Consider the following 18,226-nt stretch of genomic DNA (forward strand, 5'->3'; position numbering starts at 1 on the left):
GTCCCGCAAAGCAGACTTTGAAGCAGACAGCCTACAAAGTCCGCTCTCGCTCAGACACAATTGGGGTGAGTGCTTATATCGTATCTACCCACCTAAAACCTCTCCGCCCGCAGCACTTGCGCGTCGGTGATGCTGACGACGCCGATATGCTTTTCAACGACGCCAAAGGCCGCATCAAGCAACCCGTCCAGTCGTTCCGGTTTGATCAAGCACACAACCGACACCATGCCCGCCCGGCCGACCTGACCTTCGCGGGTCCAGACCCCTGACCTGCCCGAACCGCCCAGCACGGGCAGAATGGTGAACCCTGTGACCCCGGCATTGGTCAGGGCTTGTGTCAGCCGTCTTTCAAGCGGCGCCTCGATCACGATTTCAACCCGTTTTGCGGTATGCGTTTGCATGTCAGACTCCGACTGCGATTTGCGCTATGGCAAGATAAAGCGGGATACCAAGCGTCAGGTTAAAGGGGAAGGTGACCCCGAGAGACAGGGTCAGGTAGACGGAAGGGTTGGCCTCTGGCAGGGCCACACGCATTGCCGCAGGCACGGCGATATAGCTGGCCGATGCGCTTAGCACCATCATCAGGACGACCCCGCCCAAGGACAGTCCCACCAGCAAACCAGCCCCCAACCCGATTGCGGCACCGATCAGCGGCATGGCGATCGCAAAGCCGACAGCGCCCATGCTGACCACGCCACGCGACTGCCGCAGCCCACGTCCGGCGATCAGGCCCATATCCAAAAGGAAGAGGCACAGCACCCCTTTGAATGGGGCCACAATAAAGGGGCTTATTTCGTCGAGCCCCTTTTCGCCGGTAATTGCACCGATAAAGAACGCGCCCACAAGCAGCACGATAGACCCGTTCAGCAGCAGTTCGCGCATCAGTCCCGGCTCCATCTTGCCGCCACCACCGCTGCGCGCCACTAGCCAAAGCGCCGACAAGATCGCAGGGGCCTCCATCACGGCGGCAACCGCGACCATATAGCCCTCGGATGAGATCATCCGGCCTTGAAGAACAGAGGTCGCCGCCACGAAGGTCACGATGCTGATCGAGCCATAATGTGCAGCCACGGCAGCTGCATCTATGTTGGACAGGCCCGTCATGAACCGCAACATCGCAAATGCGATCAATGGCAGACCAAAGGACAGTACCAACCCTGCAATCAGCGACAAGATCAGCGTCTGATCAATGCCGTGCGTACTGACTGCAACGCCACCTTTGAAGCCGATGGCAAAAAGCAGATAGATCGACATGCCTTTGGCCACGGCCTCGGGGATCGTGAGGTCAGACCGGGCCAAGGCCGCAGCAAGGCCCAAGGCAAAGCTGAGGATGATGGGCGAGATCAGGTTTGCACCTGCAAGCGATAGAATTTCCTGCATCTGTTCCCACTCTTTTCAGTTTAGCGGGTCCTAGGGGACTCACCTCAATCTGGCAAGAGTGCTGGTCCGACCTGCGTCGTTTAAATCGGGTTAAAGGTATCGCTTTGAGGATCGAAAGCTTCCAATCCGCCCTCGCCAATATCGTTCCAAAGGCCATGAAGCGACAGCCTGTCATCTTCCACGGCTGTCTTCACAAAGGGAAAGGTCATGAGGTTTTCAAGCGAGATGACAACGCTGGCCTTTTCAAGCGCGCGCTTGCGGGTCGCGTCATCGCCATCAGGAAGGCTGGCATATCCGGGGCGGAGAATTTCCATCCAGCGTCCGACAAAGCTGCTCGATTCCTCAAGCTCAGGCGCGTGACCCGAACACATGTTGTAGCACCCTTCGACGCCACCGCATCCCGAATGACCCAAGACAATCAGATGAGCCACTTTGAGGGTCGTCACAGCGTATTCGACCGCGGCCGATGTGCCGTGGTTTTGCCCATCGGGATTAAACTGCGGAACAAGATTGGCGATATTGCGATGAATAAAGAACTCGCCCTGATCGGCCCCGAAGATGGATGTCACATGCACGCGGCTGTCACAGCAGGAAATCACCATCGACCTTGGATGCTGACCGTCTTCAGCCAGCCTGCGGTACCAGCCCTTGTTTTCCGTATAAACGGTAGCCTTCCAACCATAGTAACGGTTGACCAGATAGGCCGGAAGCGGACGGGCATGCTGCATTGTGACATCTTTCGCTGTTGGGCGAGGGATACGTGGCATTTACATGAATTTCGAGGAGTTTTTCACATTGATGTCAACCTTCTGGGAACCTTGTTCTGTCAAAAGCGGTCTCATGGAAACTGTGACACCATTCCCGCCCTCTGTCTGTGCTGCATCAAGCGATGTGGTGGTTTTGAACTGTCCGCATCAGATGCATTTCGATCCGGCACCCCTCCGCAGGCTTTTTGCCGAGAAAGATCAGCGTGTCGCGGAAGAGGTCGTTTGCCGGATGTTAGAAGACATTGCGTTGCGTCTCGACATGATGCAGCGCGGCTTGGCTGCCTGTGATTTCGGGCGGATGCGCCGCCCCGCGCGGCGCATTGGGCATATTGCGGACCAGATTGGCCTTACCGAAGTTGCGATTGCAGCCGCGCATGTCTGCCGGTGCCTGACGCAAAACGATGGTGTCGCACTCGAGGCGACAATGGCACGTTTGGAAAGAGGCTTTGACGTGGCCGTATCAGAGATTTGGAATTTCCGGGAATTATAGCAGGGGCATCACAGCCACTTGCAGGTTGCAGGCAGGCCGCTAGGTTGGGGTGACAGCAGCTTTCGAAGGATACGCCATGCCGCTCGCCTTTGCCGAACCTACCGACCACGCCATTCCCGTCCATATCGTAACGACAGACGGTCTTGATGCGGCTTTGGCTGCCCTGACAGATCAGGGGCGCACTTGGGCCGAGGTGCAGGGATTTACAGCGGAGTTGGGACAGGTCCTGACACTCCCCGACGACGCCGGCGGGATTGCGCAGGTCTTGGTCGGATACGGTACCGCGGCCAAGCGCGCGCGCGGGCGTTTTCATATCGGTGCCGTTGCGCGCAAGTTGCCGATCGGAACCTATAAGATCGCGAGCGGTCTAGCCGGCGCCGACCTGGACGAGGCTGCTCTGGCCTGGTTGCTGGCAGGCTACAGCTATGACCGCTACAAAAGGCCGTCACCTGCGATCGCACGGCTTGTCGCACCCGACGAGGTCGATGCAGGGCGGATCGCCACCATCGCCAATGGAGAAGCGCTGACACGGGAGCTGATCAATACACCTGCTTCGGACATGGGACCGGACGAATTGGAGGAAGCATCGCGCACGCTGGCCGCCGGACACGACGCGCAGATCAATGTCATCAGAGGCGATGATCTGATCATGTCCAATTTTCCGATGATCCACACGGTCGGTCGGGCGTCTACCCGCGCGCCCCGACTGATTGATTTGCGCTGGGGGACGGCCGGGCCAATGCTGACTTTGGTCGGCAAAGGCGTTTGTTTCGATACCGGCGGTCTGAATATCAAGCCGGGCAGTTCCATGGGTCTGATGAAGAAAGACATGGGAGGCGCTGCAACCGTCTTGGGCCTTGCCCATATGATTATGGCTTTGGAGATGCCGTTGCGCTTGCGGGTCCTGATTCCGGCGGTCGAAAACGCCATTGACGGCAATGCATTCCGCCCACAGGATATTCTGACCTCACGCAAGGGGCTGACTGTTGAAATCAACAATACCGATGCCGAAGGGCGGTTGGTTCTGGCCGATGCGCTGACACTTTCGGACGAGGATAACCCTGATCTGGTCATCTCGATGGCCACATTGACTGGGGCGGCACGTGTGGCGGTTGGCCCCGATCTGTCGCCATTCTTTACGGATAATGATGCGCATGCCGCAGCTTTGGCGCGCGCCGCAAGCAGAGTTGCGGACCCAGTTTGGCGGCTGCCGTTTCATGAACCCTACGAGAACATGATCGAGCCGGGCATCGCCGATCTTGACAACGCGCCCTCTGGGGGAATGGCAGGCTGCATCACGGCGGCACTTTTCCTGCGTCGTTTTGTGGAAAGCCCTTACATGCATTTCGACATCTACGGCTGGCAGCCGATAGCTGCCCCTGCGCGACCCAAAGGCGGGGTTGGCATGGGTGCGCGTGCAGTTCTCGAAGCCTTGCCAGAGCTTTTGGGCCTATGACCGACCGCCGCCTGACGCCTGCAAATGGGCGCGTTGCGGCCTTGCATCTTGCCGGACAGGTGACAGCGGACAAATTTCTGGAAGGCTGGTCGATGATGGTCGGCCCTGAGGTCACTGATCTGTGCGCCAGTCCGGACGGGCCGCGCGACAGACAACTCTTGATGGGTGCCGTCGTCACGGTTTTTGAAAATCGCGCTGGATGGTCCTTTGTGCAGGTTGCTGACGGCTACGTTGGATATGTAAGCTCCAATGCACTTGATGAGGTCCTGACACCCACGCATTTTGTGGCCTCTGTAGCGACCCACGCCTATGTCGCAGAGGATTTCAAATCGCGAAACCTGTGCAGTTTACCCTTTGCTGCGCGGGTGACAGTGCTGGACGAACGGCGCAAGTTTTTCGAAACCAACGCGGGTTTTATTCCAAAGAGCCATTTGCGCGGGCTGGATCGCCCTTTCAACGACCCTGCCACCGTCGCGCAGTTGCATTTTGGCGTGCCTTACCTTTGGGGTGGGAATTCGACCCGTGGGATCGACTGCTCTGGATTGATCGCGGCCAGCCTTGCTGCTTGTGATATCGCCTGCCCCGCTGATAGTGACATGCAGCGCGACGGTTTGGGGCAATCGTTTGATGGGCCGTTCCAGCGGGGTGATCTTGTGTTCTGGCAGGGGCATGTTGGGATGATGGTGGACCCTGACACGCTCATTCACGCAAACGCGCATCATATGGCAACGGTTTACGAGCCGGTGGAACGGGCAATTCTGCGCATCGATGCCCAAGGTGACGGGCCGGTGGTTGCGCGCAAACGGCTCTAATGCAGGTTCTGCGACAGCGGTCTATTGGTCGCTGATCTGATCAATAGGATTTGTTTCAACGAAAGCCCGATTTGTGTCGCCAGATTGGTAAGGACCAACACCGCATCAGGCCGGACCCGCGACATAGCGAACAAAAGCGCCTCTTCGCGGTCACCTTCTGCTGCTATGGCAAGGAATTGGGCAAAATATGCCTCATCTATGCTCAGGTAGTCCTCATAGATGGCATGGGGTGCCGATGGGTCTTGCTGATAAAGCCCATAAATTTCGATAAATTCTGCCCATAACGTGACGATTCGATGCCCTCGTTGAGGGCCAATTGTCTCATAGATTTCGGCGGTCATTCTTGCACGACCGGCTTGCCCATCGGCCCAGAGTCGCAAGAGCGATATGCTGAGCGCTTCCAGCTTTTGCCGGTCTGACCAGTGCGCGGAACACTGACCCGGCGGGGATCTCAGGATTGCGTTCATTTCGTCAAGATCAGCTTGCCCGCACGTGTGATGCGCAGGGTATAAATCTGATCATTCAACGTGATCTGTGCCTGATTACCACCTTTTGTGAGGTCAGTAACAGTATAGACGGGAACGCTGGGTGGCGACGGGGTTCTTTGCAAAGGCGCGCTGTGGATGTTCATCGCTTCTGCTTTCTCTGCGCTGGTACACGATCAAAGAAATCTTCCAGTGGTATAGTTTCCGATGTGTCCAGCAACGCGAAGAGTTCTTCCAATGTGCGGCGATCTTGCGACGCCTCGCCTATGTTTTCAATCTTGTCTGTTCGTTGCATCGCCGGTGTCCTTTCATCTTCATGATCGGGCTTCCTTTGGTGCTGCAAAGGTGGCTGGATACAAGGCACAGTCTGCGCTGGGCATCTGCGAAAGTCAATCCGACTTTTTTAGTCAAGTATTTATTATTCGACTGCGCGGATCAGTTTGCGCTCCAACACGCGCAAGACCTGCCGCAGATCATTGCCGCGCTTCAGGACCTGCCCGTCCATGGCGATCACCGCATACTGGCCTTGCTTGAGGCGCAGCTTTGGCCGTTTTTCAATGCGGTAAAGCGGGTTTTCCGCGGTCCGTCTGAACACCGAGAATATGGCAACATCGCGAAGATGCGACATTCCGTAGTCGCGCCATTCACCGGCTGCGACCATCCGGCCATAAAGCCCGAGAATCACATTGAGTTCGGTGCGGTGGAACGCAACCTGCTCGGGTGCATGAAACGAGGGAGAGGGTTGATAGGTCATAACAAAGACTTGCCCCAAACCCCTGCAAAATCAAGGTTTCTTGTGAGGCTGCCTTTGTTTCGCCTTAAAAATAACACGCGACGGCCCCTTATATTGCCAACTGGGAACACAACTCGACGTGATATTGGAACTATAGCGAAATGCTACCCCGATGTCGCGGTCAATAGCCCCCACCCAGTTCGTGACATCGGGGAATTTCGTTTCCCCTCCCAGACCTAGCCGCAATCAATCATCTGGATTGTTTCGTTCTCGCCGATCATGAAATTGATCCGGTCGGGGCGGAAGTCTCTCGTGACGGCATCGCCGGGGCGGATCACGCGGACCGGACCCAAAAGCAAGACACGTTCGAGTGCTGTCGCATCCTGATCAATGAGATTGGCATATGCCGCGGCGTTGCAGGTGTCTTCGAGTTGCGGCGGAAGCGTCGGGGTCGGCGTCGGCGCGGCGCAACCGGCGAGGACGATGAAGGCAATGGTCCGTTTCATGGCTTTATTCTCGCTGGATTTGCGGTCAAAGCAAGTGAAACAGAACTCGGCTGTTGAATTCCACACGGCTTTGCCTGATCGTCTTGGCAAAGCAAAGGGAGATACCGGACATGCGTACACGTGCAGCCGTAGCATTGGCAGCGGGCAAGCCGCTTGAAGTAATGGAAGTGAACCTTGAAGGCCCCAAGGCGGGTGAGGTTCTGGTCGAGATCAAAGCTACAGGGATTTGCCATACGGATGAGTTTACTCTGTCCGGTGCGGACCCCGAGGGCATGTTTCCCGCGATCTTGGGCCATGAAGGGGCAGGCGTTGTCGTGGAAGTGGGCGAGGGTGTCACCAGCCTGCAGCCAGGCGATCACGTTATTCCGCTTTATACGCCCGAATGCCGCGAGTGCGAATATTGTCTGAACCCGAAGACCAACCTTTGCCAGAAAATCCGCTCGACCCAAGGGGCGGGTGTCATGCCCGACGGGACGTCGCGGTTTTCGATGCTCGATGGCACGCCGATCCTGCATTACATGGGCTGTTCAACCTTTGCCAATCACACCGTCCTGCCAGAGATCGCTTTGGCGAAAGTCCGCAAAGACGCGCCTTTTGACAAGATCTGCTATATCGGCTGCGGTGTCACCACGGGGATTGGGGCAGTCATCAACACAGCCAAAGTCGAGATCGGATCGACTGCGATTGTCTTTGGTCTAGGCGGGATTGGCCTGAATGTCATTCAGGGCCTGCGTCTTGCCGGTGCCGACCAGATTGTTGGCGTCGATCTGAACGAGGGCAAGGTCGAGATGGCCACCCGCTTTGGCATGACCCATTTTGTGAACCCCAAGAATGTGACCGGTGATATGGTCGCCCATCTGGTTGCACTGACCGGCGGCGGAGCCGATTATACTTTTGACGCGACCGGTAATGTCGGCGTGATGCGCACGGCGCTCGAGGCGGCCCATAAAGGCTGGGGTGAAAGCATCATCATCGGTGTGGCCCCCGCCGGTGCAGAGATTTCGACACGGCCTTTCCAGTTGGTCACAGGCCGGAGCTGGCGCGGTACAGCCTTTGGCGGCGCGCGCGGCCGGACAGATGTGCCCAAGATCGTGGATTGGTACATGCAGGGCAAGATCGAGATTGACCCGATGATCACTCACAAGCTGAGTCTTGATGACATCAACAAAGGTTTTGATCTGATGCACGCAGGTGAAAGCATCCGGGCGGTGGTCGAGTTTTGAAAACTGACCGATAGGCGCATTGGTCCGTCTTTAACGCCGTCGCACTCTTGAAAGGATAGACGATGCCCAAGGACAGAATGCTGCTTGCGGTGCTGATCGACGCCGACAACATCCCGGCCAGATATGCCAGCGAAATCCTGCGCGAGATCACGACCTATGGCGAACCGGCCCTGCGCCGCGTCTATGGCGACTGGTCCAGCCCTGCTTTGGCCAATTGGAAGCGCGAAGTGGTTGAACTGGGGATGGTTGCCAATCAGGAAACCGCCAATACCAAAGGCAAGAATGCCAGTGACATTGGGCTGGTGATTGACGCGATGGACATCCTGCACACGGGCCGGTTTGACGGGTTTGTGCTGGTGTCATCGGACAGTGACTTTACAGCACTTGCCAACCGGTTGCGTGAGGACGGGGTCGAGGTGATCGGGATTGGCGAGGCAAAGGCTCCTGTCAGTCTGCGCAATGTCTGCAACCGCTTTATCCTGATCGAGAATATTGTCGGGTCCGACAAAGACCAGACGAAGGCCGAAGCACCGAAAACGGAGAAAGTGGCGCAGAGTGCCAGCAATCGCCAGCCGCCCTCGAAAGCTGTGCCTTTGATCATCAAGGCAATGGAAAGCATCGACAGCGAAGGTGATTGGTTTTCGCTCGGGCCCTTGGGCCAGCACATCACCCGCGCCCATCCTGATTTTGATCCGCGCACCTATGGCAGCCCCAAGCTGAGCGACCTGCTGGCCAAGACAGGGCGTTTCGAGGTCAAGAAAGAAGGCAAAACCGTCGAAGTGCGACGGTTAGACTAGGCGCTGTAGCGCGCCATGAACATTTCGACCGCGCCGTTGACCACACGCAGTTTTTCTGCGGGGGTAAAGTCGTCATTCATGTTGAAGACCATGCGCGGAAAAAGATCGGCCTTGCACAGCTCGTGGAATTGCTCGGCGGCGAGGTTGAAATCCGTGATCTCCAACTCGCCTTTCTCAGCGGCTTGCTTGAAAAACTCTACCAGACGGTTGCGGATCAGCATGGGGCCGCTTTCATAGAATTCGCGCCCCAGTTCGGGAAAGCGATCGCTTTCGCCGACGCAAATCCGGAAGATCTGTTTGCCGAATTTCGACGTGATAAAATCGACCATTTCGACCGCGATATCGTGCAAGACCTGACCCACCGGCGCATTCATATCGATTGTTTCGATCGCATGATCGGCCTGACGGGCGCATTCGGTGCGGGCCACCTGCATGAACAGGAACCGCTTGTCAGGGAAATAACTGTAGAGGGTCGCCTTGGAGACACCTGCCGCTTTGGCGATGTCATCGACCGAGGCGCCTTCGAAACCGTCAGAGAGGAAGACTTGTCTGGCGCCTTCCAGCACCTGATCAAATTTCCGTCCCTTCTTGGGTTCTACCGTGCCGTCTGGCATTTTTGCCTCCCCTTATGAGCCCCTACCATAAACTAACCGGTTCACTTCGGGCAAGGGCATTACAGCGATGGGGTCAGGGGGATGAGGGACCCCATCGCTGGGCGCGCTACTTGGACGATGTTTTGCAAGGCGCGCCATTCAAAGTCGTCATGTCGGTACAGCCTTGGCTGACTTCTGGGGCAGGGCGGGGAGGATAGGTCAGCGTCGGGAAATCGACTTGAAACGACAAAGCAGAGGCAGGCGCGGCGGCGCTTACGATGGCAGCGGCAACGAGTGCGAGGAAGATGCGGGGCATGGAAACGTCCTTTTGAATTTGTCTATTTTGCAATAACTAAACCGATCAGTTCAGATTGCAAGCAAAAAATGAACTGATCAGTTCACTTTTTTGACTTGAGCTTGATGCAGGAAAGACTAGTTTAGAACTATTCTAATGTAGTCAGAGAACACTCATGATACCCGGACTAGCTTATCGTCGCCGTTTCAAGGATCTCTCCGAGCAGGAAATATTGGCGCTCGCCATTTCCTCAGAGGAGGATGACGCGCGCATCTATCGCAGCTACGCGGAAGTGCTTCGCGCCGATTACCCCTCTTCAGCGGCGATCTTCGACGGGATGGCGACCGAGGAAGACGGCCACCGGCGCCGCCTGATCGATCTCCACTCTACGCGTTTTGGCGAAGTGATCCCGCTGATCCGGCGCGAACATGTTTCAGGATTCTATGCCCGCCGTCCTGTCTGGCTGATCGAGAATCTGGGCTTGGAGCGGATTCGCGATGAGGCCGCCCAGATGGAGCGTGACGCGGAACGGTTCTATCTTGCCGCGGCGGCGCAGACAACTGATGCGGCCACTCGTAAACTGCTGGGTGATCTGGCTGCCGCCGAGGCGGGCCATTCGGAAAAGGCAAATGCCCTGTCCGATCAACATCTTGGCGGCGATGCCAAATCCGAAGAGGAATCAGCCGCGCATCGCCAGTTCATCCTGACATGGGTCCAGCCGGGTCTGGCCGGTCTGATGGATGGCTCGGTTTCGACGCTGGCCCCGATCTTTGCGGTCGCCTTTGCGACGCAAGACACTTGGACGACGTTCTTGGTAGGTCTGGCAGCCTCGGTCGGCGCGGGGATTTCGATGGGCTTTACCGAAGCAGCATCGGATGACGGCCAGATTTCAGGGCGGGGTTCGCCGCTCAAGCGCGGTGTTGCCGCAGGGGTCATGACCACGATTGGCGGCTTGGGCCATGCGATGCCTTACCTGATCCCGGATTTCTGGACGGCAACGATCATTGCATTGATCGTCGTTTTTGCAGAACTTTGGGCAATCGCCTGGATCCAGAACCGCTATATGCAGACACCTTGGCTCAAGGCGATCTTTCAAGTGGTGCTTGGTGGCGCATTGGTCTTTGCGGCAGGCGTGATCATCGGGTCGGGCTAAACATCCCGCACCATAGTTGTGGCGGCACTAAAGCCAAAAAAGTGCCGCAGCACGCCGATCTTGGCCGTTCTGATCTCTTTAAAGCCGACATGGCGATACAGCGCTTTGGCTCTGGGGTTTGTATCGACGACATCAAGCCGCACTTGCCCATAGCCGCGCCTTTTCGCTTCTTGGGCAACTGCGTCAAGCAAGGCAGTCCCGACACCAAGACCACGCGCCTCTCGCGCCACAAAAAGCCCGTCCATCAAGAAACGCTCGTTCTCGATATCGCGTTCCAATGCGACGAGTAGCGTGAAACGGACGGTTGCGCTGATCCAGCCGTAGACTCTTCGCAGATCCCTGAACTCGCCGCCAACCAGTGCGCCTTGGGTTGTCTTGAAGCCGGCAATGCCAAGCAGCTTCCCGTTTTCGTCGATGGCGCAGATCCCATGATCAGGCCGCAGCACAGAACGAACGAACTGCAGCGCCTGATCTTTCGGCCCCAAAACAAACCCGAGCTTTTCACCGAATGCTTCCCAATAAAGGGCTGCAGCTTCTTCCCGGTTTGCTCGGGGAATTCCGACAACAATCTCCATCAATCAAAACTGCCATAGGGTATGAAGGATACAAGATCGCCCGGCGCGATCTTTTGTGCAGTATCGCTCAGTTCTACAAGACCAGTGGCCCAACTCAGGCCAGAGACACGGCCTGATCCTTCGGACGGAAAAACATGGACCTGTCCATCAACGATCCGCGCGCGCAGATATTCGCGCCTGCCTTGTTTCTTGGATTTTTCAAAAGCGGCGGGTAGCAGATAATGCTGCGGCCTGCGCCATTCACCACCGGCCAGAACCGCAAGCGAGGGCCAAGCAAAGACCAAGGCGCAGACCATTGCTGCCACCGGATTGCCGGGCAGCCCGAAAACCGGTTTTCCCTTCCACAAACCCATCGCCAAAGGCCGCCCCGGTTTCATCGCAATCCGCCAAAGCGCCAGCGACCCGGTGCCCTCCAAGAGCGCCGACATATGGTCCTCGTCCCCAGCAGACGCTCCACCAGATGTCAGGATGACATCGCAACGCACGGCCGCATCATCCAGAATGCCTTGCAAGCGCGCGCGGTCATCGGGCGCGCGTCCAAGGTCGATGACATCGTAGCCCCACTGCGCTGCGAGGGCGCACAGCATAGGGCGATTGGCATCATAAATCTGGGCCGATGTCGCAGCCGCACCCACTTCACGCAATTCGTCACCCGTCGAGAGGACCCCTACGCGCAGTTTCTGGCGGGTCTTGATCTTGCCGATCCCGACAGAGGCCAGCATCCCCAGATCGGCAGGCGTCACCTTGCGCCCCTGTTGCAGGATGATTTGACCTGCTGCCATATCCTCGCCTGCCGCCCGGGCATTTGCCCCGCGCTTGAGCGGTCCGTGAAAGCTGATGTCTTGCGCGGTCAGGCGGATGTCCTCTTGCAGCACGATCGTATCCACACCTGTGGGCAAGTTCGCCCCTGTCAGGATACGAACGGCATAGCCTTCTGGCACAACGCCGGCATAGGGTGCACCTGCAGCCGCCCTGCCATCGACCAGCTTCAGCCGGTTGACACCGGCTGCGGCAGGACCGGCAAAGCCATAACCGTCGACCGCCGCGTTGGGGGCGGGCGGATGAGCCCGCTTTGCTGTGACATCTTCGGACAGAAACCGCCCTGTTGCTGCATCAAGCGGGATCACCTCGTCTAGCGTGACGCCGTACAACTGGGCCTGCAAATGCGCGAGCGCCTCGTCCACAGGTGTCCAAGTCGCCCCTTGGGGCATCGCAAAGCAATCGTTTTTGAGCGGTGGCGGCGCATGCTGCGCCAGTGCGGCCTCTTCCAACATGGCCTTGTGCCCAAGACCCAGAATCCAGCCTTCGGCGTTCCGTGGAACATCCAGCAACTTGGCAATGTCACGAGGTGGCAGCCCGGATAGTGTTTGCGCCAAAAGCATCACTTGATGGGCGTCTTTGATCTCTCCTTCGGGTTGGGTTGCCGTGACCGCTCTGGCGATCAAGGAAGGCCAGATTTCAACAATCGCGATCGGCTGATCAAGGGACTCGAATGGCCATACCGCAACCTCTGGCGCAAACCTGTCCCTGAGGCGTGCCAGCATCGGTAGTCCCATGATCACCTGACTGCCAACAGCGCCTGCGCCTGAAAGTTGCCAGACGGCAAAGGCCCCTTTGGCAAGCCTTTCGGCGGCGCGTTTTTCGGGCATGTTGTGGTCGGTGCGGGCTAATCCCTTACGGGGCAGATCGGGGATATCGCGCTTGAGCCCATTGCCCCAGAACGGTCCGACACCGGCAAAGCGCGCGTTGATCTCGCCCGCCAGATCAAACCGGTTGTTGCTGTCGGGAGCATCCACAACCCGAGCTGCAAACCAATCCCAGACCGCGAACGGATCGTCGCTACCGGTCAGCGCTTTGCCAAACCCCTCTGGATAGCCAAAAGCGAAATCAAACCCCGCCAGAACCCGACGACCAGCCGCGCGTTCGCTGTGCAAGAATGCGGCAATCCAGGTCTCTGCAACCTGCCTGTTGCGCAAATAGACTGGCGCATCAGCGGTCCCGCTCCGGGCCGCACAGACCCAGATAGCGTCTTTTTTCGGAGCCGCGCCGCGATCATTGCCGCCTGACCAATCGACCATCAGGAAGGTGTCGAAGGTCACAGTCCGACCTCTTGCAAGATGAAATCGGCGATGGCTTTCGTGTCGTCGAGGTCAAAAAAGGGTTGTGTCACATCCAGTGCTATGTCGCTGGCAATGGCGCGCACGGTCGGGTCGGTATGGGCTAGGATAGGATGGTTGTTTTCGGCGCGGTACGCTTCGATCTTGGGATGTGCATCGCGTTTGTACCCCTCCACAAGGATCAGATCGACTGGGTCAAGCCGTCCGAGCAATTCAGACAGCGGCAGTTCGTCACCATCGCGCAACTCGGTCATCAGCGCCCAACGCGCGCGGGAGGACAGCAAGACTTGATGCGCGCCCGCATGGCGATGGCGATAGCTGTCCTTGCCTTCATGATCGACATCAAAGGTGTGATGGGCATGTTTCAGGGTCGAAACGCGAAAGCCACGCCCTGTGATCTCTGTCACGAGCCGTTCCATAAGGCCGGTTTTGCCCGCGTTCTTATAGCCGACGATGCCGTAAATCTTCATAGCATCACTTCCGCTTGCGCCAGATCATCGGGCGTGTTGACGTTGAAAAAGGCCGCGTCATCAGGGAACAGCGCAGTCGCTGCGCCATGCTTGTCGGTCCAAAGAACGACTTTGCGCAGACCGTCCGAAAGCGCGGCCCGCAGGTCGTCCCTCAGTGCGACAGGCCAAAGCCCGAACGTCGGGTGCCGCCCGTCAGGGGTTGCCGCCAAGGCGATCTCTGTGCCCGCGTTTTCTGCCGCCAAGCAAAGCTGCGGGACCAGATCACAAGGAAAGAACGGGGTATCCGCAGCTGCGGTGACAATATGCGAAGCGCCTTGTTCTGCCGCCCAATCCATCCCGGCCAACACACCTGACAAAGGCCCCGCGAAACCCGCCATTTGGTCCGCAATCACAGGCAGGCTAAGGCTTGCAAACCGTGCGGGATCGCCGTTCGCGTTCAGCGCAAGCCCTGCCACCTGCGGTGCAAGCCGGTCAATGACGTGGCCCAGAATGGTGCTGTTGCCCAGCGGCAAAAGCCCCTTGTCACCGCCGCCCATGCGCGTGGCTTGGCCACCGGCCAAAATAACACCAAAAGGCTGTTTCATGCCGCGCTGCCTTTGCGGCCCGATTTGCGCGGCTCATCGGCTATGCTTGCCGGATCGGCATCTCTGGTCAGGCGGTCTTCTCCTGCAAGACAGACGAACCTTTGCCCTTTCATCCGACCGATCAGCGTCAATCCAACCTGCTGCGCGATCTCGACGCCCCATGCGGTAAAACCGGACCGGGAGGCCAGAACGGGGATGCCCATCATTGCAGTCTTGATCACCATTTCGGATGTCAGTCGTCCGGTGGTGTAAAGGATTTTGTCACCCGCACTCACGCCTTCGGACAGCATCCAGCCTGCGATTTTGTCGACGGCGTTGTGGCGGCCCACATCTTCCATATAGACCAACGGGCGATCACCTTGGCACAGGACAGTCCCATGGATTGCCCCTGCTTCCAGATAAAGCGACGGGGTGCGGTTGATCGTTGCCGCCAAAGCATAAAGGTCAGAGGTCCGCACTTGCACATTGGGCAGGGTGATCCCCTCCAGCCCCTCCATCATGTCTCCAAAGACGGTGCCGACAGCACAGCCGCTGGTCCGTGTCTTCTTCTTGAGTTTGTCCTCATAGGTGGTCTGCACCTTGGTCCGGACAACGACAGTCTCCAATTCCTCATCATAGTCGACGCCTGTGATGACATCGCCGTCATGCAACATCCCTTGATTGCGCAGGAATCCAAGCGCTAGGTATTGAGGGTAGTCGCCGATCGTCATGGCCGTCACAATTTCCCGCGCGTTGAGAAAGATCGTCAAAGGGCGCTCTTCTACAACGTTCAGGTCAATCATTTCCCCGTTCTGATCGGTGCCATGCACGGCACGCGTCAGACGTGGTGCGCTCGGGTCGGGCGCGATCAGATATCCCGAGGTGTCTTCAATCCGCGCCAATTGTCATTCCCCATTCGCAGGTTTAAGGCTGTCGCAACGCGCTTAAGCTAGGGCAAAGCCATGACGACTTCCACCGTGAAAGCACCAGCGAAATCGGCCTATTGGGCCGGTGTCCGGGATGGCGCGCCCTTCATCTTGATGGCGGGCCCTTTTGCTACATTGTTCGGAGTTATTGCAACGGATGCGGGGCTGACACTGGCGCAGGCGATGGGCTTTACCGTCCTTGTTATCGCGGGTGCGGCCCAATTCGCGGCCGTGCAATTGATGGTGGAGAACGCCAGCATTGCGTTTGTCTTGCTTGCGGCCTTGGCCGTGAACCTGCGCATGGCGATGTATTCGGCTTCTTTGGTGCCCTATCTGGGGGCGGCGCCGCTTTGGAAGCGCGCCCTGATTGCCTATCTGAATTTTGACCAGACCTATGTGATGTCGATCTCGCGTTACGAGGCCAGACCAGAGATGAGCGTGCCTGATCGCGTGTCGTATTTCTTTGGTGTGGCGACACCAATTGCACCGCTTTGGGCCGTCATGACGCTGGTTGGTATCTTGGCCGGCAAGGCGATCCCGGATGCTTGGGCGCTCGATTTCATCATGCCGATCATGTTTTTGGCGATGGTCGCACCGATGTTGAAATCACGCGCCCATCTTGCCGCGGCGGGGGTGTCGGTTCTTGTGGCGCTGGCCTTGACCGAGCTGCCGGCAGGGACCGGTCTTTTGATTGCGGCTGGTGCTGCGATGCTGACCGGTGCTTTGGTGGAGACATGGATGGAAAGGCGCGGGCGATGAATTATTCCAGCGCAGAGATTTGGCTGATCATTGCCTTGATGGCGGTGGGCACGTTCTTGATCCGGTTTTCGTTTCTCGGGCTCATCGGCAATCGGGACATGCCCGCATTCGTGCTGCGTTTGCTGCGCTACACACCTGTCGCCGTCTTGCCGGGGATGGTCGCTCCCCTTGTGCTTTGGCCCACTGCCACGCAAGGGCAGACGGATCCTGTGCGGTTGATCGCAGCTTTGGTCACGGTCCTGGTTGGGGTTTGGACGCGCAGTGCGCTTTGGGCTATCTGCGGTGGTGCTGCGACATTCTATATCGCTATCGCGATTGTTGCTGCGCTCTAAGCTGTGCGTTGATCTGAGCCGCTGCAACGGATTTATCGTCAGAGTCATTTTCGCGATATTCGCGGGTCACAACGCCTGGCAGTTTGGCAAAATCTTCTTCGATCCGGTTTGGGTCCCATGTCTGACGAAACCCCTCGAAGCCGGGTAATTGCCGCAGAATCCGCGATGTCACCCTTGCGCAGTTTGCCTGAGGCACGGGGCCTGCTGCCATAACGAGGTTGAGCGCCTGTTCGGCAACCTCTGGCCGCACGATGACAGTCTGGCCAACCACGTAATAAGTGACGCGGGCATGGAAACTGACATAGAAGTCTTCAAGTTGCGGCGTGACACCAAAGAGCACGTCATTGCGTTCCGGCATCGCCTCTTGGCTGAACGACCCCGCGGGATCAAAGAGCACTCTCTGGCTGGCATTGATCACCAAAGAACTATGCGCCCCATTGCCGGAGCCGATGTTCTTCATCGTGTAAAGCGTCAGATACTTGTCGCCCGGCTTCCGATGAATCGCACGCGCGACGATGTCGTCCGGCGCCCAGACCTCTTGCGCCGTGCAAGCAGACAAGGCCAACGGCAGGCCGATCAGAAACCGACGTCGATCCACGAAAAATCAGATAGCAACAATGGCAAGGAAGATCAGAAAGACAATAATGCCAATTCCGGTTTTTGTCGTCATGCTCATGAAACCTTCAAAGGTTTTTTCCTGAGCAGAGATATCCATTTCACCGTGCTTGTGGTCAGCCATAGTAGAGTTCCTTCGAGATCACATTTGACTATCGCATAGACGATTCATTTGGCGTTGTCACCCGGTCAGCTGGTCACATCTTCGTCGCCGTCCAAAGCTGATGCAAGCTGAAAGCCGATCCTGTTTGGCGCTGGTTGATCGATGTGCTTTGGACTGGCGACCAAGGACACATTCAACTGGCTGACGTGTTGAATCAGTTGTGTGCGCACACCGATTTCGTTGAGCCCGTAGTAGGTGATGATATCGGGGTCATAGTAGCCCAGACCCTCGATCTTGATGACACCCGTTTTGCCGCCGGCAAGCCCAAGCCCGACTTCATGCTCATTGTCTAGCTGCTGCTCGAAGTTCTGGATATACATGATTATCCGCTCATAAGCCCATTGAGCGGGGCTTTTCTGCGTCACCGGTTTGTTCAGTGCTTTCGGGATCGACGCGCCTGTTGCAGACTGCACATTTGGATCGGTGTGGATTTCCCTGCATTTGGGAAGAATGTCATTTTCCATCACCTCGGCCGAGGTATCAATCTGCATCGTCGTGTCTGTCATAGTGGCACCGCGGTTGTTTCCTTGATCTCTTCCATAACGAAACTTGCCGAGATGTCCGAGACAGAAATACGTGAAGTCAGTCTTTTGTAGAAGGTATCATAGGCGGGCACGTCGGCAACCCGCACCCGCAGAACATAGTCCAGATCACCTGTCATGCGATATGCGCCCACGACTTCGGGAAAGCTTTGCAGCGTCGTCTGGAACTGTTTGATCCAATCTGCATTGTGGGCATTGGTCCGGATCAGAACCATCACGCTCAGCGGCACGCCCACACTTGCCGGATCAACCAAGGCGACGCGACCCTTGATCACGCCCGACTGTTCCATGGCCTTGATCCGTCGCCAGCAGGCGTTGCGCGACAGATTGACCGCGGCGCTGACCTCGTCGACCGATAGCGAAGCATCTTTTTGCACTATTCGCAGGATAGCGCGGTCTATATTATCTAGAATTGGCGTCATACTCGGGACAATATCCCAAAAAGAGGCGTAAATGCAACGAACTTTGGGATCA

At 57.3% G+C, this 18,226-nt stretch carries 27 protein-coding genes; 8 read left to right on the plus strand and 19 right to left on the minus strand.

Going from position 1 to position 18,226, the window contains the following annotated elements; translation table 11 throughout:
* Positions 1-92 precede the first annotated feature (92 nt).
* The 3 genes from NWQ23_RS03450 to NWQ23_RS03460 form a co-directional block, all read right to left on the minus strand.
* Positions 93-401, minus strand: coding sequence for a P-II family nitrogen regulator (locus NWQ23_RS03450; protein WP_306164846.1), 309 nt, complete (start codon positions 399-401; stop codon positions 93-95).
* 1 nt (position 402) lies between these two features.
* On the minus strand, positions 403-1,380 hold the full coding sequence (locus tag NWQ23_RS03455; protein ID WP_306164847.1) for a sodium-dependent bicarbonate transport family permease: 978 nt from the start codon (positions 1,378-1,380) through the stop codon (positions 403-405).
* An 80-nt stretch (positions 1,381-1,460) separates the two neighbouring features.
* Complete coding sequence (locus NWQ23_RS03460) at positions 1,461-2,108, minus strand: carbonic anhydrase (protein WP_306164942.1); 648 nt, start codon at positions 2,106-2,108, stop codon at positions 1,461-1,463.
* 112 nt (positions 2,109-2,220) lie between these two features.
* Here NWQ23_RS03460 and NWQ23_RS03465 point away from each other — a divergent pair, with 112 nt between their 5' ends.
* From NWQ23_RS03465 to NWQ23_RS03475, 3 genes are all read left to right on the plus strand, one after another.
* The gene (locus NWQ23_RS03465; protein ID WP_306164848.1) at positions 2,221-2,637 is read left to right on the plus strand and encodes a hypothetical protein; all 417 of its coding nucleotides are present in this window, start codon (positions 2,221-2,223) and stop codon (positions 2,635-2,637) included.
* Positions 2,638-2,713: 76 nt separating this feature from the next.
* On the plus strand, positions 2,714-4,093 hold the full coding sequence (locus NWQ23_RS03470) for a M17 family metallopeptidase (protein WP_306164849.1): 1,380 nt from the start codon (positions 2,714-2,716) through the stop codon (positions 4,091-4,093).
* A complete protein-coding gene (locus NWQ23_RS03475; protein ID WP_306164850.1) occupies positions 4,090-4,905 on the plus strand; it encodes an NlpC/P60 family protein in 816 nt (271 codons plus the stop codon). Before NWQ23_RS03470 ends, NWQ23_RS03475 begins: the two co-directional genes overlap by 4 nt.
* On the opposite strand, the gene NWQ23_RS03480 is transcribed toward NWQ23_RS03475, so the two are convergent.
* From NWQ23_RS03480 to NWQ23_RS03500, 5 genes are all read right to left on the minus strand, one after another.
* Complete coding sequence (locus NWQ23_RS03480) at positions 4,902-5,372, minus strand: hypothetical protein (RefSeq protein ID WP_306164851.1); 471 nt, start codon at positions 5,370-5,372, stop codon at positions 4,902-4,904. The genes NWQ23_RS03475 and NWQ23_RS03480 overlap by 4 nt on opposite strands.
* Positions 5,369-5,536 (minus strand): hemin uptake protein HemP, encoded by a 168-nt coding sequence (gene hemP, locus NWQ23_RS03485; protein ID WP_306164852.1) that lies wholly within the window; start codon positions 5,534-5,536, stop codon positions 5,369-5,371. Before hemP ends, NWQ23_RS03480 begins: the two co-directional genes overlap by 4 nt.
* Positions 5,533-5,685 (minus strand): hypothetical protein, encoded by a 153-nt coding sequence (locus NWQ23_RS03490; protein ID WP_306164853.1) that lies wholly within the window; start codon positions 5,683-5,685, stop codon positions 5,533-5,535. Before NWQ23_RS03490 ends, hemP begins: the two co-directional genes overlap by 4 nt.
* Before the next feature lie 123 nt (positions 5,686-5,808).
* Entirely contained in the window at positions 5,809-6,144 is a 336-nt protein-coding gene (locus tag NWQ23_RS03495) for a DUF2794 domain-containing protein (protein ID WP_306164854.1), read from the minus strand.
* 215 nt (positions 6,145-6,359) lie between these two features.
* Positions 6,360-6,629 (minus strand): I78 family peptidase inhibitor, encoded by a 270-nt coding sequence (locus NWQ23_RS03500; RefSeq protein ID WP_306164855.1) that lies wholly within the window; start codon positions 6,627-6,629, stop codon positions 6,360-6,362.
* 110 nt (positions 6,630-6,739) lie between these two features.
* Between NWQ23_RS03500 and NWQ23_RS03505 the strand changes: the two genes are divergently transcribed.
* Positions 6,740-7,852, plus strand: a complete 1,113-nt coding sequence (locus tag NWQ23_RS03505) for an S-(hydroxymethyl)glutathione dehydrogenase/class III alcohol dehydrogenase (RefSeq protein WP_306164856.1) — start codon at positions 6,740-6,742, stop codon at positions 7,850-7,852.
* 62 nt (positions 7,853-7,914) lie between these two features.
* A complete protein-coding gene (locus tag NWQ23_RS03510; RefSeq protein WP_306164857.1) occupies positions 7,915-8,649 on the plus strand; it encodes an NYN domain-containing protein in 735 nt (244 codons plus the stop codon).
* Here the strand turns inward: NWQ23_RS03510 and NWQ23_RS03515 are convergent.
* Together NWQ23_RS03515 and NWQ23_RS03520 are read right to left on the minus strand one after the other, a co-directional pair.
* Positions 8,646-9,263 carry a TetR/AcrR family transcriptional regulator gene (locus NWQ23_RS03515; protein ID WP_306164858.1) on the minus strand — a complete coding sequence of 206 codons (618 nt, stop codon included), beginning with the start codon at positions 9,261-9,263 and terminating at the stop codon, positions 8,646-8,648. The genes NWQ23_RS03510 and NWQ23_RS03515 overlap by 4 nt on opposite strands.
* A 106-nt stretch (positions 9,264-9,369) precedes the next feature.
* Entirely contained in the window at positions 9,370-9,558 is a 189-nt protein-coding gene (locus NWQ23_RS03520; RefSeq protein ID WP_306164859.1) for a hypothetical protein, read from the minus strand.
* Between the two features lie 154 nt (positions 9,559-9,712).
* Here NWQ23_RS03520 and mbfA point away from each other — a divergent pair, with 154 nt between their 5' ends.
* A complete protein-coding gene (mbfA, locus tag NWQ23_RS03525; protein ID WP_306164860.1) occupies positions 9,713-10,690 on the plus strand; it encodes an iron exporter MbfA in 978 nt (325 codons plus the stop codon).
* Here mbfA and NWQ23_RS03530 read toward each other — a convergent pair.
* From NWQ23_RS03530 to NWQ23_RS03550, 5 genes are read right to left on the minus strand one after another with little or no spacing between them, the layout of a single operon-like run.
* The gene (locus tag NWQ23_RS03530; RefSeq protein WP_306164861.1) at positions 10,687-11,265 is read right to left on the minus strand and encodes a GNAT family N-acetyltransferase; all 579 of its coding nucleotides are present in this window, start codon (positions 11,263-11,265) and stop codon (positions 10,687-10,689) included. The genes mbfA and NWQ23_RS03530 overlap by 4 nt on opposite strands.
* Complete coding sequence (gene glp, locus NWQ23_RS03535; RefSeq protein WP_306164943.1) at positions 11,265-13,343, minus strand: gephyrin-like molybdotransferase Glp; 2,079 nt, start codon at positions 13,341-13,343, stop codon at positions 11,265-11,267. The genes NWQ23_RS03530 and glp overlap by 1 nt, the downstream gene beginning before the upstream one ends.
* A gap of 17 nt (positions 13,344-13,360) precedes the next feature.
* Positions 13,361-13,852 (minus strand): molybdopterin-guanine dinucleotide biosynthesis protein B, encoded by a 492-nt coding sequence (gene mobB / locus NWQ23_RS03540; RefSeq protein WP_306164862.1) that lies wholly within the window; start codon positions 13,850-13,852, stop codon positions 13,361-13,363.
* Positions 13,849-14,436 carry a molybdenum cofactor guanylyltransferase MobA gene (gene mobA, locus NWQ23_RS03545; protein ID WP_306164863.1) on the minus strand — a complete coding sequence of 196 codons (588 nt, stop codon included), beginning with the start codon at positions 14,434-14,436 and terminating at the stop codon, positions 13,849-13,851. The genes mobB and mobA overlap by 4 nt, the downstream gene beginning before the upstream one ends.
* Entirely contained in the window at positions 14,433-15,317 is an 885-nt protein-coding gene (locus NWQ23_RS03550; RefSeq protein WP_306164864.1) for a formate dehydrogenase accessory sulfurtransferase FdhD, read from the minus strand. The genes mobA and NWQ23_RS03550 overlap by 4 nt, the downstream gene beginning before the upstream one ends.
* Positions 15,318-15,377: 60 nt before the next feature.
* Between NWQ23_RS03550 and NWQ23_RS03555 the strand changes: the two genes are divergently transcribed.
* Positions 15,378-16,100, plus strand: coding sequence for an AzlC family ABC transporter permease (locus tag NWQ23_RS03555; RefSeq protein ID WP_306164865.1), 723 nt, complete (start codon positions 15,378-15,380; stop codon positions 16,098-16,100).
* The gene (locus tag NWQ23_RS03560; RefSeq protein ID WP_306164866.1) at positions 16,097-16,432 is read left to right on the plus strand and encodes an AzlD domain-containing protein; all 336 of its coding nucleotides are present in this window, start codon (positions 16,097-16,099) and stop codon (positions 16,430-16,432) included. The genes NWQ23_RS03555 and NWQ23_RS03560 overlap by 4 nt, the downstream gene beginning before the upstream one ends.
* Here NWQ23_RS03560 and NWQ23_RS03565 read toward each other — a convergent pair.
* From NWQ23_RS03565 to NWQ23_RS03580, 4 genes are all read right to left on the minus strand, one after another.
* The gene (locus tag NWQ23_RS03565; protein WP_306164867.1) at positions 16,407-17,030 is read right to left on the minus strand and encodes a hypothetical protein; all 624 of its coding nucleotides are present in this window, start codon (positions 17,028-17,030) and stop codon (positions 16,407-16,409) included. The two genes, NWQ23_RS03560 and NWQ23_RS03565, sit on opposite strands and share 26 nt — an antisense overlap.
* A gap of 6 nt (positions 17,031-17,036) precedes the next feature.
* Positions 17,037-17,171, minus strand: a complete 135-nt coding sequence (locus NWQ23_RS03570; RefSeq protein WP_306164868.1) for an aa3-type cytochrome c oxidase subunit IV — start codon at positions 17,169-17,171, stop codon at positions 17,037-17,039.
* Positions 17,172-17,236: 65 nt separating this feature from the next.
* Positions 17,237-17,716: a DUF6173 family protein gene (locus NWQ23_RS03575; protein ID WP_306164869.1), complete on the minus strand. Its 480-nt coding sequence runs from the start codon at positions 17,714-17,716 to the stop codon at positions 17,237-17,239.
* Positions 17,713-18,174: an Lrp/AsnC family transcriptional regulator gene (locus NWQ23_RS03580; RefSeq protein ID WP_306164870.1), complete on the minus strand. Its 462-nt coding sequence runs from the start codon at positions 18,172-18,174 to the stop codon at positions 17,713-17,715. The genes NWQ23_RS03575 and NWQ23_RS03580 overlap by 4 nt, the downstream gene beginning before the upstream one ends.
* Positions 18,175-18,226: the final 52 nt, after the last annotated feature.

This window comes from Yoonia sp. (genome assembly GCF_030731595.1).
Classification (GTDB): domain Bacteria; phylum Pseudomonadota; class Alphaproteobacteria; order Rhodobacterales; family Rhodobacteraceae; genus Yoonia.

What these genes read in the sequence shown, in the direction of transcription:
- NWQ23_RS03450 (WP_306164846.1), bottom strand. Translation starts at nt 401, where the DNA reads ATGCAAACGCATACCGCAAAACGGGTTGAAATCGTGATCGAGGCGCCG.
- NWQ23_RS03455 (WP_306164847.1), bottom strand. Translation starts at nt 1,380, where the DNA reads ATGCAGGAAATTCTATCGCTTGCAGGTGCAAACCTGATCTCGCCCATC.
- NWQ23_RS03460 (WP_306164942.1), bottom strand. Translation starts at nt 2,108, where the DNA reads ATGCAGCATGCCCGTCCGCTTCCGGCCTATCTGGTCAACCGTTACTAT.
- NWQ23_RS03465 (WP_306164848.1), top strand. Translation starts at nt 2,221, where the DNA reads ATGGAAACTGTGACACCATTCCCGCCCTCTGTCTGTGCTGCATCAAGC.
- NWQ23_RS03470 (WP_306164849.1), top strand. Translation starts at nt 2,714, where the DNA reads ATGCCGCTCGCCTTTGCCGAACCTACCGACCACGCCATTCCCGTCCAT.
- NWQ23_RS03475 (WP_306164850.1), top strand. Translation starts at nt 4,090, where the DNA reads ATGACCGACCGCCGCCTGACGCCTGCAAATGGGCGCGTTGCGGCCTTG.
- NWQ23_RS03480 (WP_306164851.1), bottom strand. Translation starts at nt 5,372, where the DNA reads ATGAACGCAATCCTGAGATCCCCGCCGGGTCAGTGTTCCGCGCACTGG.
- hemP (WP_306164852.1), bottom strand. Translation starts at nt 5,536, where the DNA reads ATGAACATCCACAGCGCGCCTTTGCAAAGAACCCCGTCGCCACCCAGC.
- NWQ23_RS03490 (WP_306164853.1), bottom strand. Translation starts at nt 5,685, where the DNA reads ATGCAACGAACAGACAAGATTGAAAACATAGGCGAGGCGTCGCAAGAT.
- NWQ23_RS03495 (WP_306164854.1), bottom strand. Translation starts at nt 6,144, where the DNA reads ATGACCTATCAACCCTCTCCCTCGTTTCATGCACCCGAGCAGGTTGCG.
- NWQ23_RS03500 (WP_306164855.1), bottom strand. Translation starts at nt 6,629, where the DNA reads ATGAAACGGACCATTGCCTTCATCGTCCTCGCCGGTTGCGCCGCGCCG.
- NWQ23_RS03505 (WP_306164856.1), top strand. Translation starts at nt 6,740, where the DNA reads ATGCGTACACGTGCAGCCGTAGCATTGGCAGCGGGCAAGCCGCTTGAA.
- NWQ23_RS03510 (WP_306164857.1), top strand. Translation starts at nt 7,915, where the DNA reads ATGCCCAAGGACAGAATGCTGCTTGCGGTGCTGATCGACGCCGACAAC.
- NWQ23_RS03515 (WP_306164858.1), bottom strand. Translation starts at nt 9,263, where the DNA reads ATGCCAGACGGCACGGTAGAACCCAAGAAGGGACGGAAATTTGATCAG.
- NWQ23_RS03520 (WP_306164859.1), bottom strand. Translation starts at nt 9,558, where the DNA reads ATGCCCCGCATCTTCCTCGCACTCGTTGCCGCTGCCATCGTAAGCGCC.
- mbfA (WP_306164860.1), top strand. Translation starts at nt 9,713, where the DNA reads ATGATACCCGGACTAGCTTATCGTCGCCGTTTCAAGGATCTCTCCGAG.
- NWQ23_RS03530 (WP_306164861.1), bottom strand. Translation starts at nt 11,265, where the DNA reads ATGGAGATTGTTGTCGGAATTCCCCGAGCAAACCGGGAAGAAGCTGCA.
- glp (WP_306164943.1), bottom strand. Translation starts at nt 13,343, where the DNA reads ATGGTCGATTGGTCAGGCGGCAATGATCGCGGCGCGGCTCCGAAAAAA.
- mobB (WP_306164862.1), bottom strand. Translation starts at nt 13,852, where the DNA reads ATGAAGATTTACGGCATCGTCGGCTATAAGAACGCGGGCAAAACCGGC.
- mobA (WP_306164863.1), bottom strand. Translation starts at nt 14,436, where the DNA reads ATGAAACAGCCTTTTGGTGTTATTTTGGCCGGTGGCCAAGCCACGCGC.
- NWQ23_RS03555 (WP_306164865.1), top strand. Translation starts at nt 15,378, where the DNA reads ATGACGACTTCCACCGTGAAAGCACCAGCGAAATCGGCCTATTGGGCC.
- NWQ23_RS03560 (WP_306164866.1), top strand. Translation starts at nt 16,097, where the DNA reads ATGAATTATTCCAGCGCAGAGATTTGGCTGATCATTGCCTTGATGGCG.
- NWQ23_RS03570 (WP_306164868.1), bottom strand. Translation starts at nt 17,171, where the DNA reads ATGGCTGACCACAAGCACGGTGAAATGGATATCTCTGCTCAGGAAAAA.
- NWQ23_RS03575 (WP_306164869.1), bottom strand. Translation starts at nt 17,716, where the DNA reads ATGACAGACACGACGATGCAGATTGATACCTCGGCCGAGGTGATGGAA.
- NWQ23_RS03580 (WP_306164870.1), bottom strand. Translation starts at nt 18,174, where the DNA reads ATGACGCCAATTCTAGATAATATAGACCGCGCTATCCTGCGAATAGTG.